This is a genomic window from uncultured Campylobacter sp., assembly GCF_938040115.1.
GTDB lineage: Bacteria > Campylobacterota > Campylobacteria > Campylobacterales > Campylobacteraceae > Campylobacter_A.
The window spans coordinates 1-14,937 of record NZ_CALHXD010000193.1; the positions used below are offsets into that span (position 1 = coordinate 1).

The window sequence follows — 14,937 nt, forward strand, 5'->3', positions numbered from 1 at the left end:
AGTCATCGGCGGCGAGATAATCGCCGAAAGCGTCGTCATAGATACTCTCGTGTCAAACTCAAACATCATAATCGCCGACACGCTAGAGATAAAAAAACTAAAAGGCGTGAATAATAAAATTTTAGTCGATTTTAGCATGATAAAAAACACGGGCGAACAGATAAACGAGCGCATGGCAAAGATAAAAACCATCAGAGAACAGATCGTAAAAATGCCGCGCACGCTGGAGTCTAAAAGATGCGTTATCGAGGAAAACAAAGGTCCGATAAACGTCATAAAAGCTAAAATCGAGGAACTAAAAAGCACTAACAACACTCCGCCAGTAACATTTATGAAAAAACTAAAAGAGTATCAGCAGCTGGTGCACGAGTATAACGCGCTTTTAAAGGAATTTCGCGAGAAAAAAGCCGCGATCGCCGAGCTAAAAAGCGAGATAGCCAATATTCAAGACGGAATATTTAACTCAAAGGTAATAAATCACAGCAACTGGCGCGAGTTTAACGAGATAAAATTTAGGCTCGTGGATCCTGCTCGCGACATCACGTACAGCACCCGCGAAAACGAAATCGCTCGAGTCATAACGATAGCCAAGGTCGAGACCGAGGATGGCGATATAGACTACGTAGTTAAGAAAAACAACAACGTCAGAAAGGCCTAAATTTGCCTCTTTTTTTAAAATTTGAAAGCGAATTTTACAAGTGCGAGCAAGGCGGTGGCAAGCTAACTATAAATCTAAAAAACGACTGGAACTACAAGCTGCCGGCTCAAATTTGGACCCAGACGGCCGCGCTCATCGGCTCAAAGAAATTTAACAAAATCGTCTTAAATTTTAAAGACGTAAAAGAGTTTGACTACGCAGCGGCGCTGTTTTTTAAAAATACCTTTTTAAATGCCAGCAAAGAGTACGAGCTCGTAAATTTAAACCCGCACGCGCAAAAGATTTTTGATTCGATAAATAGCGAAGTAAATCCCAAAATAAAACAGATCATAAACTCCAAACCGCACGGAAATCCGCTCTCGAAAATTGGCAAAAATTTGGCCGCGTTTTTTGCGGGATTTTGCGCATTTTTAAATTTCATGGGCGAGTTTTTGGTTAAATTTTGTAAGATATTTATGCTAAAAAATATCCGCGTGAAGGAAATTTTGGCTTATTTTGAAGATGCGGGCATAAAGTCGGTTTTTATCGTGTGCCTTACTTCTTTTCTCATCGGCATCGTGCTGGCATATCAGGGTTCAAGCCTGCTTGCGAGTTTTGGCGCTACGATAATAATCGTCGAGATGATGGGGCTTTTAACCCTGCGCGAGATAGCTCCGCTCATCGCAGCCATCATCGTGGCGGGGCGCCTGGCGTCAAGCTTTACCGCGCAAATCGGCGTTATGAAAATCACCGAAGAGATCGACGCGATGAAAACGATGGGATTTGATCCGTTTAAATTTCTCGTTCTGCCTCGCGTGATAGCTCTCATCGTAGCCATGCCCCTTATCGTATTTTTAGCCGACGTGGCGGGGATTTTCGGCGAGATGGTCGTGATGGAAAACTACCTAAACATCAGCTTTGATAGCTACCTGGCGAGATTTGGCCAAGAGGTGGACATAAAGCACCTTTACGTCGGGCTTTTTAAGGCTCCGTTTTTTGGCGTCGTGATTGCGTTTATCGGCTGCATGAGGGGCTTTCAGATCGGCGGAAACACTCAAAGCGTGGGTACATATACGACCGTGAGCGTTGTAAACGCGATATTTGGCGTGATCATGGTGGACGCGCTGTTTTCGATTATTTTCACGCAGCTAGGCATATAAATGATAATAAAAGCGACTGATTTAACGACGAAATTTGGCGACAGAGTGATCCACGACGGGCTAAATTTCCATGTAAACGAGGCTGAAATTTACGGGCTACTCGGTGGTAGCGGTACGGGTAAATCGACGCTAATGAAAACGATGATATATCTAAAAGAGCCAAGCGCCGGCAAGGTCGAGATGCTGGGGCGCGATCTGTGGTCGCTAGACGAGGCGGCTAGACAGGAGATGAAGCTCGCTTGCAGCGTGATGTTTCAGTTTGGCGCGCTTTATACCTCGATGAACGTACTGGAAAATATCTACATCCTGCTAAAAGAGTATAGCGGCATGAGCGAGCGATCGATGCGCGAGATAGCGATGTTTTGGCTGCAAAAAGTAGGTCTTAGCGAAAACGTCGCTTTGCAGTATCCAAGCGAGCTAAGCGGAGGTATGAAAAAGCGCGTAGCGATGGCTAGAGCGCTGGTGCTGAGTCCTAAAATTTTGTTTTTAGACGAGCCAAACTCCGGCCTTGATCCAAGCAGCGCGCGGGCGTTTGACGAGCTGGTGGTCGAGCTGCGAGATACGCTTGGCGTTACTGTCGTGATGGTGACGCACGATATAGATAGTATTTGTACGATTTTGGATAGATTTTTGATACTTCAAGATAAAAAGATAGCCTTTGAGGGGACGTTTGAGCAGCTAATGAAAATGCCAGAAAATCCGCTCGAAGAGCTTTTAAAAACAAGGAAAAACGGTGGGAAATAAAATAAATTATACTTTGATAGGGCTCTTTTTCGTGCTCGTAGTGAGCGCGCTAGGTATCGCGGCGTGGTGGCTTGGCGGATATGGGAAAAAGGCCGATGACTACAGGTCGTATTTCATCAAAACAACAAGCCTGCCAAGCGGCATCAAAAAGGACTCCACGGTCAAATTTATCGGCGTAGACGCTGGCACAGTCAAGGACATCCGCTTTGCCGACGAAAAAGAAGCCCTCATCGAGCTTGAGCTATCGGTGAGAAAAGATATACCCATTAGAACCGATAGCACGGCGTCTGCGGAGATTCAGGGCATCACTGGTATCGGTTACCTAAATATCTCGCGCGGCAGCATGGATAGCCCGCTCTTTGATAAAAACGAAAAGGCCTACATCGGGCTTGAGGCCGGTTTTTTCGACAAAATCGGCGATAGAGCCGAGTATCTAACAAAAAATTTAGAGTCTACCTTTAAAAATATCAATAAATTTTTAAGCGACGAAAACGCGGCTAAATTTTCGTCTATCCTAGTTTCGGTTGATGAAGCCGCGAAAAAGATAAACGCCGGAAATCTCGATATAAACGCGACTATCGCAAACGCAAACGAGGTTTTGGCAAATGCAAATTTGACGCTAAACGAGCTAAAAAAAGCGCTAAAAAACGCCTCGGGCACGCTTGAGTTCGTAAATTCGTTTACGACTAAGGCAACAGACGCCGCGCAGGCGCTAAAAAATCTACAAACCGCGATAGCAGAAAAGATAAAAAGCGGCGAATACGACGTGAAAGACGCGCTAAATACGATTGGCGACGAGACGGAGAGGACGCTGCTTAGTTTTCAAAAGTTGATTTCTGATTTTAGAAATACCCTTTTTAGACTCGAGGACGACCCGTACGAATTTTTCTTTAAAGACACGCAGAAAAAGGACGAAAAATGAAAATTTTAAGCACGGTTTTAGCTCTGGCGGCGCTGTTTTTTAGCGGTTGTAGCGTCTTGGCAAAGCCTGCGCCTAGGACGAATTATTTTATGCTAGGCGGCGCGGAGGATAAATTTAAAGAGTGCGAAAATAGGCCGGAAAAAACGGTTTTCATCGAGGAGGTGCGGGTTTTTGGCGCGTACGAGAGCCGCGAAGTCCTAAAGGTAGATGCAAACGGCGAGATTCGTCCGCTAAAAAATATCAAATTTTTAGCGCTCCCAAGCGAGATGGCTAGGCGAAATTTGATCATAGCCGCAAGCAATCAATGTGCGTTTAAGCCATCTTTTAAAAACGCGGACATTAGCGTAAAGTCAAATTTACTCACGCTTCAAATCAAAGATCAAAAGGCGCAAATTTCCATGATGTTTAGCTTTTTTAAAGACGGCAAAGAGCTAAAAAGCGTCGTGCTAAGCTCGCAAAAAGACGCAGACGCGGACGAGGGCGAAATCGCGATGAAGGCGCTAAACGCCGCATTTAGCGAAGTGACGGATAAATTTTTGCAAGAATTAATCAAATTTTAGAGATAATCGCAAATTTTAAAGGAAAACGATGATAAAAGCGATCGAGGGCGTGATAACCAAAAAAGAGCCCGCAAATCTCATTTTAAAGACGGCCGGCGGCGTTAGCTACGGCGTGGCTATCTCGCTTTTTTGCTCGGCAAAACTCGAGCGAGGCCAGAGGGTGGAGCTAAACATCACGCAGATCATTCGCGAGGATGCGGACTTGCTTTACGGATTTTTAGATAGCAACGAGCAAAAGATGTTTGAGATGCTGATAAAACTAAGCGGCATCGGCGCGGCGACGGCGATGGCGGTGTGCTCAAGCCTAAATCCGAACGCATTTTTAAACGCGGTAAAAAGCGGGGACGCTGCGGCGCTGCAAACGGTGCCGGGCATCGGCGCAAAGACTGCTAGACGCATCATCGCCGAACTTAGCGACGCAAAGATGACGATGGACGAAAATCTGCCTAGCTATCAGCACGAAGCGATCTTGGCACTGGAGAGCCTCGGCTTTAAAAGAGAAAAGATAATCAAGGCGCTTAGCGAGTGCGACGCGCAAAATACGGGCGAACTCGTCAAACAAGCCCTAAAAAAACTAGCATAAAAAAGGAAAAGATATGAAATTTGCTGTGATATTTGGCGCAAAAAGCTACGAACACGAGATCAGTATCGTAAGCGCCATAGCCCTAAAAAAGGTACTAAAAAACGAACCCTTATTTATATTTTGCGATAAATTTAGAGAATTTTACTTGATAAACGGCGCCGATATGAAGGCGAATTTCTTTAGCTCGGGCAAGTATAAAAACGCCAAAAAGCTCACTCTAAAACAGGGCGGATTTTTCGCGGGCGGTATGTTTGGCGAGAAAAAGGTCGAAGCGGACGTGTTTATAAATTTAGTCCACGGTATGGACGGCGAGGACGGCAAGATCGCGGCGCTGCTCGAGTTTTACGGCCTTAGCTACATCGGTCCTCGCGTGGAGGCTAGCGCGCTAAGCTACAACAAGGAGCTAACCAAACTACTCGCGCAAAAAGCCGGCGTAAAAACCCTAAACTACGAGGTTGTAAGCAGAGGAAAGGCGCCTAGCCTGCCGCTACCCGTGATCCTAAAGCCGCTTAGATTAGGAAGCTCGATCGGAGTTAGCGTGGTAAAAGACGCTAGTGAGCTAGAATACGGCCTAGACGTGGCATACGAGTTTGACAAAGAGATCCTGGTAGAGCCCTTTATCGAGGGTGTCAAGGAGTACAATCTAGCAGGCTGCAAGGCGGACGGCGAGATAAAATTTTCGATTATCGAAGAGCCTAAAAAGAAGGAATTTTTAGACTACGAGCAAAAATATATGAGCTTTTCAAACGAGAGCAGGGCGCGCGAGGCCGACATCAGCGCAGAGCTAGCCGCCAAGCTAAAACAAAGCTTTGAGCGCATCTACAACTGCGGCTTTGACGGGGCGCTGATACGCTGCGACTTTTTTGAGGTAAACGGCGAAGTCTATCTAAACGAGATCAATCCAAACCCTGGCAGTATGGCCAATTATCTATTTGACGACTTTGAGGGGACGCTGGAGCGACTCGCCGCAAGCTTGCCAAAAGAACGCGAGATAAATATCGACTACAAATTTATCAGCTCTATAACGTCGGCAAAAGGCAAGTTGTAAAAGAGGCGACGGTATTTTTGCGCGCCTTTTTTAGCAAATTTGACGTTTGGTTACTGCTTTAGACGCTTTGTTTTTGGCGGCTTTTTTGTTTTTTCGCTATTAAATTCGGTCGTTAGCTTTTAAATTTGACGACTATTGCGCTTGCTAGGTAAAAGTGCGGCTTATTTTTCAACATTTTATAGCGTTAAAGTGCCGATTTAGGTCAAATTTAACTCGCTTTATTATTTGATGAAGCGGCTATTTTCATCAAATTTTACTACCCCGCCTTTTATATACTTGCAAATTTCACTCTAAAAATATAAAATGCTCTAAAATAAATTTGGCTCAATTTAACTTAAGCGGATTTTTTCTTATCAATTTAAGTAGTTTTTGATATAGTATTTCTGAATTGTTTCCGTTATTATATCTAAATTCACATTCTTTAAGGTGAAGCAAGAAATTATCTTTTTTAATCCCTTTAAATTTAGATAGTCTATGCTTAGCGTATCCCCAGAAGTTTTCTATACCGTTTATATGGTTTTTACCGTTTGCGTCTTGCAAAGTAGCAAGCGCAGCGTAGCTAAAATTCATTTTTTGAGTGTTTTACCCTATAGTGCGCTTTGGCTCCGTAATCAACAAGTCCGTCATAGGCTTTCCAGTAGTCTGAATAAATAGTAGAGCTATCAAGCTCGCTATATTGTGATAGTATGGGTATTAGTTCATTTGCAGAACAGTTTTTAACTATCTGGGTATAGACCTTGCCGTCGCGCTTTAGCATACCGTTCTGCTCGCAGTAACGAGCGAAGCGAAGTTAAATACCGGAGTTTTATTTGCCGCTCCTCTACCTCTTTTCTCAAAGAGAGTGCGAGCACAAGACCTCTTACTCGCTTGGCTCCGAAGTAACTTTCGTCTATTTCAAAGCGAAGCTTCTAGGCGAGCTTGCGAGCTGGAAATCTCGCCTGAAAACTTAGATATTTTCTCGCATTCGGTAGCCATAAGAATTCTTATTCGTTTAAAGATCTTACGCAAGCTAACTTCTGAAATTTTAGTAAATTTGGCTATTTTTGCAGCTTCGATATCGGTACAAAAATACTTTAAAATTTCACGAAATTTGGCTTCAGAAATTCTTGAACGAACTATATACTTATTTTTCATTGACAACATAGTAGTTTAAAGCTCCTTTTTAAGAGCTTAAGTTAAAGAGAGCCATAAATTTTAACGAACATAATGCGCCATTATATTTTAATTTGAATTTAAAGATAATATGCTATATTTTACACAAAATTTTACGTAAAGAGCAGAAATGACTACTTTTAGCAAAGATGAAATTTATACGGCGACGGAAGTGGTGCGAAATTTCAGCGCCGTTTTAGGCAAGGTTGGCAAGGCGCAGATGAAGCGCGCCGTGATCGTTAAAAATAATAAATTTGAAGCCGTACTGCTAAATATGGGCGAGTACGAGCGCCTATGCGAGGCTGTCGAGGTACTGCAAAGCATTTATGAGGCTAAAAAACGAGCCGGAAGCGGCGAATAATGGCGGTCAAAGAGGTAAAATACGGCGGCAAAATTTACCGCATCAGCTACGAAACCGTAAATCCCGCGCATAAGGACGTCGCACTATTTTTGCACGGTTGGGGCGCAAACAAAGAGATCATGAAAAAGGCTTTCGGCGCGCATTTTAAGGGCTTTCGTCACGTTTACGTCGATATGCCGGGCTTTGGCGCGAGCAGTATGCACGGCGCGCTAGCGACGAAAGACTACGCAAAAATCATAAAATCCTTTTTAGACGAGCTTGGCGCAAGCCCTAAAATCATCTTCGGGCATAGCTTTGGCGGCAAGGTCGCAACCCTGCTAAATCCCGAATATCTCGCACTTTTAAGCTCGGCAGGCATCGTGGCTAAAAAGCCGCTTTGGGTGCGTTTTAAGATCGCTTTGTTTAAGTTTTTAAAGCTGTTAGGCCTTGGATTTTTATACAAATTTTTCGCCACGAAAGACGTAAAAGGCATGAGCAAAACGATGTACGAGACCCTAAAAAACGTCGTCGATGAGGACTTTAGCTCTAAATTTGCAGACTTTGGCGGCAAGGCGTTTATATTTTGGGGCGAGGAGGATAAGGCCACGCCTCTAAAAAGCGGCGAACGCGTGAGTCGTCTCATCAAAAACAGCGAATTTCACGCGCTAAAGGGCGATCATTTTTTCTTTTTACTCCACGCTCGCTATATCGATGGCGTCGTGAATGCGGGGCTAAATTTGACGGACTTGGATGATGAAAGCGGCATAGAGAGCGTGAAAGTTATAAGCTTGAAAAACTATAAAAATTTGAGCGAGGATGACGAGAGCGCCAACGAAAACGGCGATCTTAAAAATACTACCGAACAAAATTTGGCCGAACCAGCTCGTGCGGATTTAGAGGCGAGCGCAAAAACCATTTCTCAAAGTAGCCTTTTTGACGAGCGGTCACAAAGCGGCGACCTTGTGGATCAAAACCCGCAACTTGACGATGTGAGTGACGAAAACGGTCAAATTTCTGCAAAAAATGTTTTTAAAGAAAATTTGTTTGACGAGCAAGAAATCGCGCAAGACAAGCCTGAGCCTAAAATCGACGCTTTAATCAGCGACGAGCAAAATCAAATTTTACCAAAAGATGAGCCGGGCGATCAAAAAAGCCCCAAAAAGCCTGTGCAACAAACGTTTGATTTGAGCTAGCGCCTTAGATTACGGTATCAGTATTAAATTTATGCAGGCTTGGCAGGCCTACATCAAATTTACGAGCTAAATTTAAGCCCAAAATCTGTAAAATCTCGGCTGATAAATATTTGCATTTTACGGCACAAAAATAAAGCAGGGCGTTTAAATTTAGCTCTCAAATTTAACGGAAAAACTATCGAAATTTACGCCAAATCTGCAAAACAAACTGCAAAATGTCAAATTTGGCAAAAGCGGCAGGGAAAGCCCGCCTCAAACGAACCTAGGAGAAAAAATGAACGAAACCCTCATAAATATCGGCCTTGCTGCGACGCAGATTTTATTTACCTTTGCGCTGGGATTTTATCTCATAACCTGCCTTCAGTGGTTTTCCTACAAGTTCGAGCGCGTGCTGTTTCACTTCACTAGGCCGCTGTGGCACGTGTTTTTCCTTATCGTGCCGATCGTGCTTTTTTATGTGGCGGAGCGATTTTTCTGGATTTATTTTTACTTTGCGCTGGTGCCAAGCCTCGCTCTTTGGCACAAAAAACTCGATAAAAAGCTGGTTTTTACGCCGCGAGTCAAGCGATTTTTTGTTATCTTAGCGCTCGCCGTTATCGCTAGCTACGCCGTTTATATAGCAACGCAGTACCGCGTAAATTTAGGCGTCGTCCTGCCGCTCGTGGTTTCTTTCGCGATTAGCTTTTTGTTGGAAAAGGCTAAATTTAAGGCCTACGAAAACAGCGCGCGCAAAAAGCTAGCCTCGATGCCGGAGCTCAAAATCATCATGATAACGGCGAGTTTTGGCAAAACCAGTATAAAAAATTTCCTATTTGAGCTGCTTAAAAACGATTTCGTTTGCCGCAAAACACCTCGCAGCGTAAACACGCTAGCAGGCCTCATCCAAGACGTAAACAACGAGCTTGCTGTCGGTACGCAGATATATATCGCCGAGGCGGGCGCGCGCCTAAAAGGCGACATCGCGCAGATCACGGAGTTTTTGAGCCCGCAGATCGCTATCGTCGGCGAGATCGGCGCGCAGCATATCGAGTACTTTAAAACGCTCGAAAATATCCGCGCCACAAAGCTTGAGGCTCTTGGCTCAAAGCGCTTAGAAAAGGCTTTCGTTCATAGCGGTACGCAGGCAAACGAGGGCGAAAAGATAGAAATTTACAACAAAGACCTAAGCGGCGTTGAGGCGAGCCTGGATGGGGTTAAATTTAAGCTTGGCGAGAGGGAATTTGCTTCGCCGCTACTTGGTAAATTTAACGCTGCAAACCTAGCCGTTTGCGTCAAAACTGCGCTATATCTGGGACTAGACGAGGCTAGGATCGCCGCAGCTCTAGCACGCCTAAAAAACGTCGAGCACAGACTTGAGCGCATTGACGCGGGCGGCAAAATCATCATCGACGACGGCTTTAACGGTAACTTTAACGGTATGAGCGCGAGCTACGAGCTAGTCGCCAGCTACGAAGGGCGCAAGGTGCTCGTGACGCCCGGCATCATGGAGAGCAGCGACGAGGAGAACGAAAAACTAAGCAAGATCATCAACAAGACCTTTGATATCGTCATGCTGACAAGCTCGCTAAACGCCGTCGCGCTGCTAAAGCACCTAAGTAGGCCAAAAGTTATCGTCATCAAGGACAAATCAAAAATGCAAGAAGCCCTGGCACAAAACACTAAAGCGGGCGATCTGATCCTTTTTTCAAACGACGCGCCGAGCTTTATGTAGGGGTAAATTTGAGGGTTTGGGGACGGCTAAATTTTCATCTTTAGACTAAATTTATGGGCTTGCAGTAGTTTAAGCTATTTGACATTATAAAGTAAAGATTTACGTTAAAATTTGTGGTATTATTAGCTAAAATTTAAAAATTCTATCGCTTATTTTTGGCCAATTTTTCCGCAAGTATCTGTTTTAATTCATAGTTATATTGCAACAAACCCGTTTTAGTATACCCGCAAGATAGTCCACCTTCCGTGCCGGATATTTCCTTCTGAATACTAGCTAAAATAAACGAATTTGGACAATAAATATTGTAAATTTTAGCTACCACTTTTGTCTTATGCGTATCGCTGTAAATATTTATATTGTTTAGCTTTTTGGTAAATTTAGAGTCATCCTGTTCGCCTAAAAAATCCACATACATATTGTCTAAATCGCTTAACGTAAAGTTGCTATCGAGTACGATTATTTCATAGTCTTTTTGGATATTGCATTTATATTCGTAAACGATGCGGTTTTTAACGTCTATAAAGCTTATAGAAGCAAGCAATATTGCTAATATGAAAACGATTTTTTATCGAATTTTATTTGTCTTTTTTGAAAAAGTCCTAGAAAAAACGGCGTTAAAAGCACGGAAAATAAAGTCGAAACGCCCGACATCGCTAGGCATGTTAGCATTGACACAAATTTTAGTATTTTGTTTAAATTTGACAAATAAATCTGATATATAACTATAGCCCAAGCAAATGAAATCATAATAATTAAAACAACGGCCGACATTTATAGCCTTTGATAAAATTTGTATAAAGATTCTAGCGCTATATGTTTTAGACTATTATTAAATTTAACATAAATCCATTCGTTTAAAATTTATCATAATTGTCTTTTGTAGCGGCATAAAACTATAACTTTAAAATTTTCTTACAGGCAAGCAGGCTACATAATTTGTTACGATTTAATGCACAAATTTATAAAATATAAAATTTAAGTTAAAGTTTTAAGATTTTATTCAAAAACTAGCTATAATGTTCATTACAAATCCAAAACGAAGGAGGAGCCATGAGAAAAGGCGTTTTTATCGCAGCGCTTGCGATGATATTTTCTTTTGGACTCGCAGCCGCTGAAATTTCGGCAAAAGACATCAAAGAACCAAAACTTGAGTTTGGCTTTATGATCGACGTCGAAGTTGTAAGCCTTTGACAGTAGGTAAGGATGACGAGCACGGACTTCGCCGCCTCATATACATTAAGGGCGGTAAAGTAAGCGGCAAGATAAACGACGAGGTGCTCCCTTACGGCGTCGATAGCCAAGTCGTGCGCCCAGACGGTCTCACTGAGTTAGTGGCGCGCTACGCGATCAAGCTTGACGATAGCGCACAAATCTACATCGACAACGCTGGCATCCGCCACATCACCGATTCTGATGCCGCCAAAGAGGCTGCCAAAGGCAAGATTGTTGATCCAAAATACGTTTATTTTGCTACCACCACAAAGTTTGAAGTCTACGATCCAAAGTATAAATGGATGGAGCGCGCAATCTGGGTGTGTTATGCAGTTAGATTGCCGGATAAAGTTTTACTTAGATTTTACGAAGTAAAATAACAAAAGCAGTGATCAAATTTACGCCCGCGGTGCAGTCTGTGCGTACTCGCTGCGGGCTACTCGCGTCGGTTAGGAAAACCACTCTTTGCAAACACAGAACAGGCATTTTTAATAACTTTTGGTTAAGATCGGCCTGTTTTGCATCTAATTTACTTAAATATATAGTGTCAAATTTGAGATAATTTTACTCATTTTGATGTTTTTTAAATTTTCTTTAAAAGCTTCTCTAAATTTGACATTTTTAAAATTTAGCATTTTCAAGGTGCGGGTTTTGCCAAGCGCCGATTTACGCAGACGAAAGATAAAATAGGGCGGTTAAATTTAAACGACTCAAATTTAACCCCAAATTTGAAGTTAAATTTAAATCCCCGCGCTAGCCATCCCCGCCTCGATCAAAAACTGGCTAGGCTGGTAGTTTATCTTTTTGATCTTGTCGTATTTGGCGTAGCTTAAAATCAGCTCGTCGCGAGCCCTCGTGACCGCGACGTAAAAGAGCCGCCGCTCCTCCTCGAGCGAGCCGCCCATGCTCATGAGTTTGAGGTTCGGGAAGCGATTTTGCGCGAGATCGACTACGAAAACGAGGTCAAACTCAAGCCCCTTTGAGGCGTGGACGCTTAGCAGATTTACCCCTTCGCCGCTGCTCATTTCGCTGCTGCCCAGTGTGATAAAGTTATAAAATTTCTCCGCCTCCGAGTAGTTTTTGGCTAGCTCGCCCAGCACCTCTAGCTTGCCCGCGATGCGCTCGAGGGCCTCTTTTTTTAGCGTTTCGTCTATGTTGCCGTTTTTTTGCGTGGCGCGCTTGGTCGCGAGGTTATCGGCGATGAGGGCGTAAATTTTGCTATTTTTGAGATCTTCTACCAGCGAGGTCGGGCGCGAGTGGCGTTTGGCGGCGCTTAAAAAGTTGTAAATTTCATACAAAAACTGCCCGCCGCTCTCGCTTAGTTTTTGCATTTTTAAAATCGGGTGCGCGAAAAATTTCTCGCTAAAGTTAAATTTAGCAAATCGAGACTTTTCACCAACCTCGTCAAGCTCGTCAAAAAGCCCTAGCTGGTAGTTTTTGGTCTTTTTGGCAAAGGCTTCCACGCTATCGTCAGGCTGTAAAAATCCGCGCACGACGTCGCCGTGTCCGACCTTGCTTAGCACCTCGAAAATCTCCTTGCTAAGCGCCGCACCGACGCCTTTTGCGTATTCGCATATGTGGATAAAGGCCATGATGTCCTTTGGGTTTATGAGGATGCCTAGCAAATCCATCGCGGCGCGCACCTCGCGGCTTTCAAAAAAGCTCACGCCGCCCTTGCGCTTAGAGCCGATACCAAGCTCTCGCAGCGCGACCTCCAGGCCGTCGGCGCTCGAGTTGTTGCGAAAGATTATGGCGATGTTTTCTTTTTTATATTTTGAGACGGCGATGACCTGCGCGATGTTTGAGTATTGGTCGAAAAGCTCGTTGTAAACTAGCAGCTTTGGCGAGGCAAATTTGCCCTCGCGGCCGACGACTAGCTTTTTTTCGTAAAGGCGCGGGTTGTTCGCGATGACTTTGTTGGCCAGAGCCAGGATCGCGGAGCTGCTGCGGTAGTTGATATTTAGCGCGTATATTTTAGCATCTGCGAATCGGTCCTTAAACGAGCCGATGATCTCGATATTTGCGCCGTTAAAAGCGTAAATGCTCTGGTCAAAATCCCCGACGCAAAAAAGGCTTTTCGTCTCAAAAGCGCTTATTAACGAGCCTTGCAGCGAGTTTGTATCCTGGTACTCGTCGACTAAAATTTCCTCAAATTTTAGCGGCGCGCCTTTTCTTAGTTCGTTACGCATTTTGATAAGCAAGTCGTTAAAATCCGCGTAGCCGAATTTGCTCTTTTCCTCCTCAAATTCGCGCAAAACGTCCTCGTAAATCTCGGCATATACGCCTTGCTCGTCGCTTCGCTCCTTTAGCCACTCGCCAAACGTCTGCTTTAGGGCTAAATTTTGAAATAGCGAATACGCGTCGTAAAGATAAGCGCCCCCGTACGGTTTAACGTCGCTTAGGTGGTTAAATTTGCGCCTCTCGACGAGCGATTTTAGCAGTGTTTTTAGCTCGCTTGGTTGCTTTAGCGTGACGGGTTTTTCTAGAAATTTAAGCAGCGAATAAGAAACTGAGTGAAAGGTGCCCGCCGTGATATGCGAGGTGATTTTTTTATCAAAATGTCGGTTTAGACGCTCGATCATCTCGGCCGCGGCCTTGTTGGTAAAGGTTAGCAGCAGGATTTTCTCGGGCTTTACGCCTAGATTTAGCAGATGGGCGATGCGCGCGACTATGGTGCTGGTTTTGCCGGTGCCGGCACTTGCGATAACTAGATTGTGCCCGGCGGGAGCGGTTGCGGCGGCGTATTGTTCTTGATTTAGTTTTGAAAGGGGCATATTTTCCTCGCGTTTAAAAGGGTGGATTATACCCAAACGGGCTTAAATTTATAAAAATGAAAAAGCGATGAGGGCTAAATTTATTCGCCCCGCGTTTTGTGGAGCGAGGCGAAAATTTAGCGGTTTTATTTTGGATTTAGTATTTCTTTTAGCTCCTCGTCACTTAGCTCGTAGCGGTAAAATTTGAGGTAAAATTTTTTGACTTCGTCTTCTAAATTTAACTCGGTAAAAATTTCGGGATAAAAGATTTTGGCTAGCCAAAGCGGCTGCAAAGCACCTTCAGCACTTCTAACCGACCATAGATATACCCCGCTAGGCACGACGAATACGGCGCCGTCTTTGACCGCTTTTAGTTTTGCAAACGCAGGATTATTTAGGATTTTTTCCTTGCCTTCGCGAGAGTTCGTGATGATGACGTCAGGGTTAAAGATAATAACCTGCTCCTCGTTTATCATCTTTGAGATTTTAAAGTCAGTTTCGTTATCTTGGGAGCTTAAATTTATGCCGCCCGCGATTTTTATGTACTCCGCGCCGATATCTTTGCTGCTGATCGTGCTAAAATTTCCGGAGTTAAAATTTAGAGCCAAAACCCGCTTTTTATCCTTGATATTTTGAACTTTTTCGCTTACGTATTTTATATTTTCGTCAAAATACTCGTTAAATTCCTCCGCCTTTTTTACCGCATCGCCGCCTAAAATTTCGGCTATTTTGCTAACCGCGCCTTTTATCTCGCTAGCATTGCTAAATTTATTTATATTTACGACTGCGATGCCGGCGGCTTCGAGCTGGGCTCTTTGATTTTCGTCAAATATCATACCGACGGGCCCAAAAACTACCTGCGTATTTGAGGCGATGATGGTCTCGGCGCTGCTTGTTAGCGAGCCGCTGACGTTATTCATAG

General features: G+C 44.0%; 14 protein-coding genes and 2 pseudogenes. 12 read left to right on the top strand and 4 right to left on the bottom strand.

The genetic code is table 11. The annotated features are described in order from the left end of the window. The 7 genes and pseudogenes from Q0314_RS06655 to Q0314_RS06685 form a co-directional block, all read left to right on the top strand. A pseudogene (locus Q0314_RS06655) lies at positions 1 to 658 on the top strand (hypothetical protein); the annotation flags it as partial. 2 nt (positions 659 to 660) lie between these two features. After that, positions 661 to 1,797: an ABC transporter permease gene (locus Q0314_RS06660; protein WP_298057692.1), complete on the top strand. Its 1,137-nt coding sequence runs from the start codon at positions 661 to 663 to the stop codon at positions 1,795 to 1,797. After that, the gene (locus Q0314_RS06665; RefSeq protein ID WP_298057694.1) at positions 1,798 to 2,541 is read left to right on the top strand and encodes an ATP-binding cassette domain-containing protein; all 744 of its coding nucleotides are present in this window, start codon (positions 1,798 to 1,800) and stop codon (positions 2,539 to 2,541) included. Beyond that, complete coding sequence (locus Q0314_RS06670; RefSeq protein WP_298057696.1) at positions 2,531 to 3,463, top strand: MlaD family protein; 933 nt, start codon at positions 2,531 to 2,533, stop codon at positions 3,461 to 3,463. The genes Q0314_RS06665 and Q0314_RS06670 overlap by 11 nt, the downstream gene beginning before the upstream one ends. After that, the gene (locus Q0314_RS06675) at positions 3,460 to 4,023 is read left to right on the top strand and encodes a hypothetical protein (protein ID WP_298057698.1); all 564 of its coding nucleotides are present in this window, start codon (positions 3,460 to 3,462) and stop codon (positions 4,021 to 4,023) included. The genes Q0314_RS06670 and Q0314_RS06675 overlap by 4 nt, the downstream gene beginning before the upstream one ends. A 28-nt stretch (positions 4,024 to 4,051) precedes the next feature. Further along, positions 4,052 to 4,606: a Holliday junction branch migration protein RuvA gene (ruvA, locus tag Q0314_RS06680; RefSeq protein WP_298057699.1), complete on the top strand. Its 555-nt coding sequence runs from the start codon at positions 4,052 to 4,054 to the stop codon at positions 4,604 to 4,606. Positions 4,607 to 4,619: 13 nt separating this feature from the next. Further along, complete coding sequence (locus Q0314_RS06685; protein WP_298057700.1) at positions 4,620 to 5,654, top strand: D-alanine--D-alanine ligase; 1,035 nt, start codon at positions 4,620 to 4,622, stop codon at positions 5,652 to 5,654. Positions 5,655 to 5,978: 324 nt separating this feature from the next. On the opposite strand, the pseudogene Q0314_RS06690 reads toward Q0314_RS06685, so the two are convergent. Beyond that, a pseudogene (locus Q0314_RS06690) lies at positions 5,979 to 6,794 on the bottom strand (IS1595 family transposase). A gap of 142 nt (positions 6,795 to 6,936) precedes the next feature. Here Q0314_RS06690 and Q0314_RS06695 point away from each other — a divergent pair. The 3 genes from Q0314_RS06695 (at position 6,937) to Q0314_RS06705 (ending at position 10,050) form a co-directional block, all read left to right on the top strand. Then, on the top strand, positions 6,937 to 7,167 hold the full coding sequence (locus Q0314_RS06695; protein ID WP_002947827.1) for a type II toxin-antitoxin system Phd/YefM family antitoxin: 231 nt from the start codon (positions 6,937 to 6,939) through the stop codon (positions 7,165 to 7,167). Next, positions 7,167 to 8,339, top strand: a complete 1,173-nt coding sequence (locus Q0314_RS06700; protein ID WP_298057701.1) for an alpha/beta hydrolase — start codon at positions 7,167 to 7,169, stop codon at positions 8,337 to 8,339. The genes Q0314_RS06695 and Q0314_RS06700 overlap by 1 nt, the downstream gene beginning before the upstream one ends. Before the next feature lie 274 nt (positions 8,340 to 8,613). After that, positions 8,614 to 10,050, top strand: coding sequence for a Mur ligase family protein (locus Q0314_RS06705; RefSeq protein WP_298057702.1), 1,437 nt, complete (start codon positions 8,614 to 8,616; stop codon positions 10,048 to 10,050). 142 nt (positions 10,051 to 10,192) lie between these two features. On the opposite strand, the gene Q0314_RS06710 is transcribed toward Q0314_RS06705, so the two are convergent. After that, positions 10,193 to 10,591 (bottom strand): hypothetical protein, encoded by a 399-nt coding sequence (locus Q0314_RS06710; RefSeq protein ID WP_298057704.1) that lies wholly within the window; start codon positions 10,589 to 10,591, stop codon positions 10,193 to 10,195. A gap of 509 nt (positions 10,592 to 11,100) precedes the next feature. Between Q0314_RS06710 and Q0314_RS06715 the strand changes: the two genes are divergently transcribed. After that, positions 11,101 to 11,241, top strand: a complete 141-nt coding sequence (locus Q0314_RS06715) for a hypothetical protein (RefSeq protein WP_298057706.1) — start codon at positions 11,101 to 11,103, stop codon at positions 11,239 to 11,241. Next, the gene (locus Q0314_RS06720) at positions 11,238 to 11,642 is read left to right on the top strand and encodes a DUF3237 domain-containing protein (RefSeq protein WP_298057708.1); all 405 of its coding nucleotides are present in this window, start codon (positions 11,238 to 11,240) and stop codon (positions 11,640 to 11,642) included. The genes Q0314_RS06715 and Q0314_RS06720 overlap by 4 nt, the downstream gene beginning before the upstream one ends. Before the next feature lie 360 nt (positions 11,643 to 12,002). Here the strand turns inward: Q0314_RS06720 and Q0314_RS06725 are convergent, their stop codons facing one another. Then, positions 12,003 to 14,036, bottom strand: a complete 2,034-nt coding sequence (locus Q0314_RS06725) for an ATP-dependent helicase (protein WP_298057710.1) — start codon at positions 14,034 to 14,036, stop codon at positions 12,003 to 12,005. Between the two features lie 125 nt (positions 14,037 to 14,161). Continuing rightward, a partial coding sequence (locus tag Q0314_RS06730; protein ID WP_298057711.1) for an ABC transporter substrate-binding protein occupies positions 14,162 to 14,937 on the bottom strand: 776 nt, incomplete at its 5' end.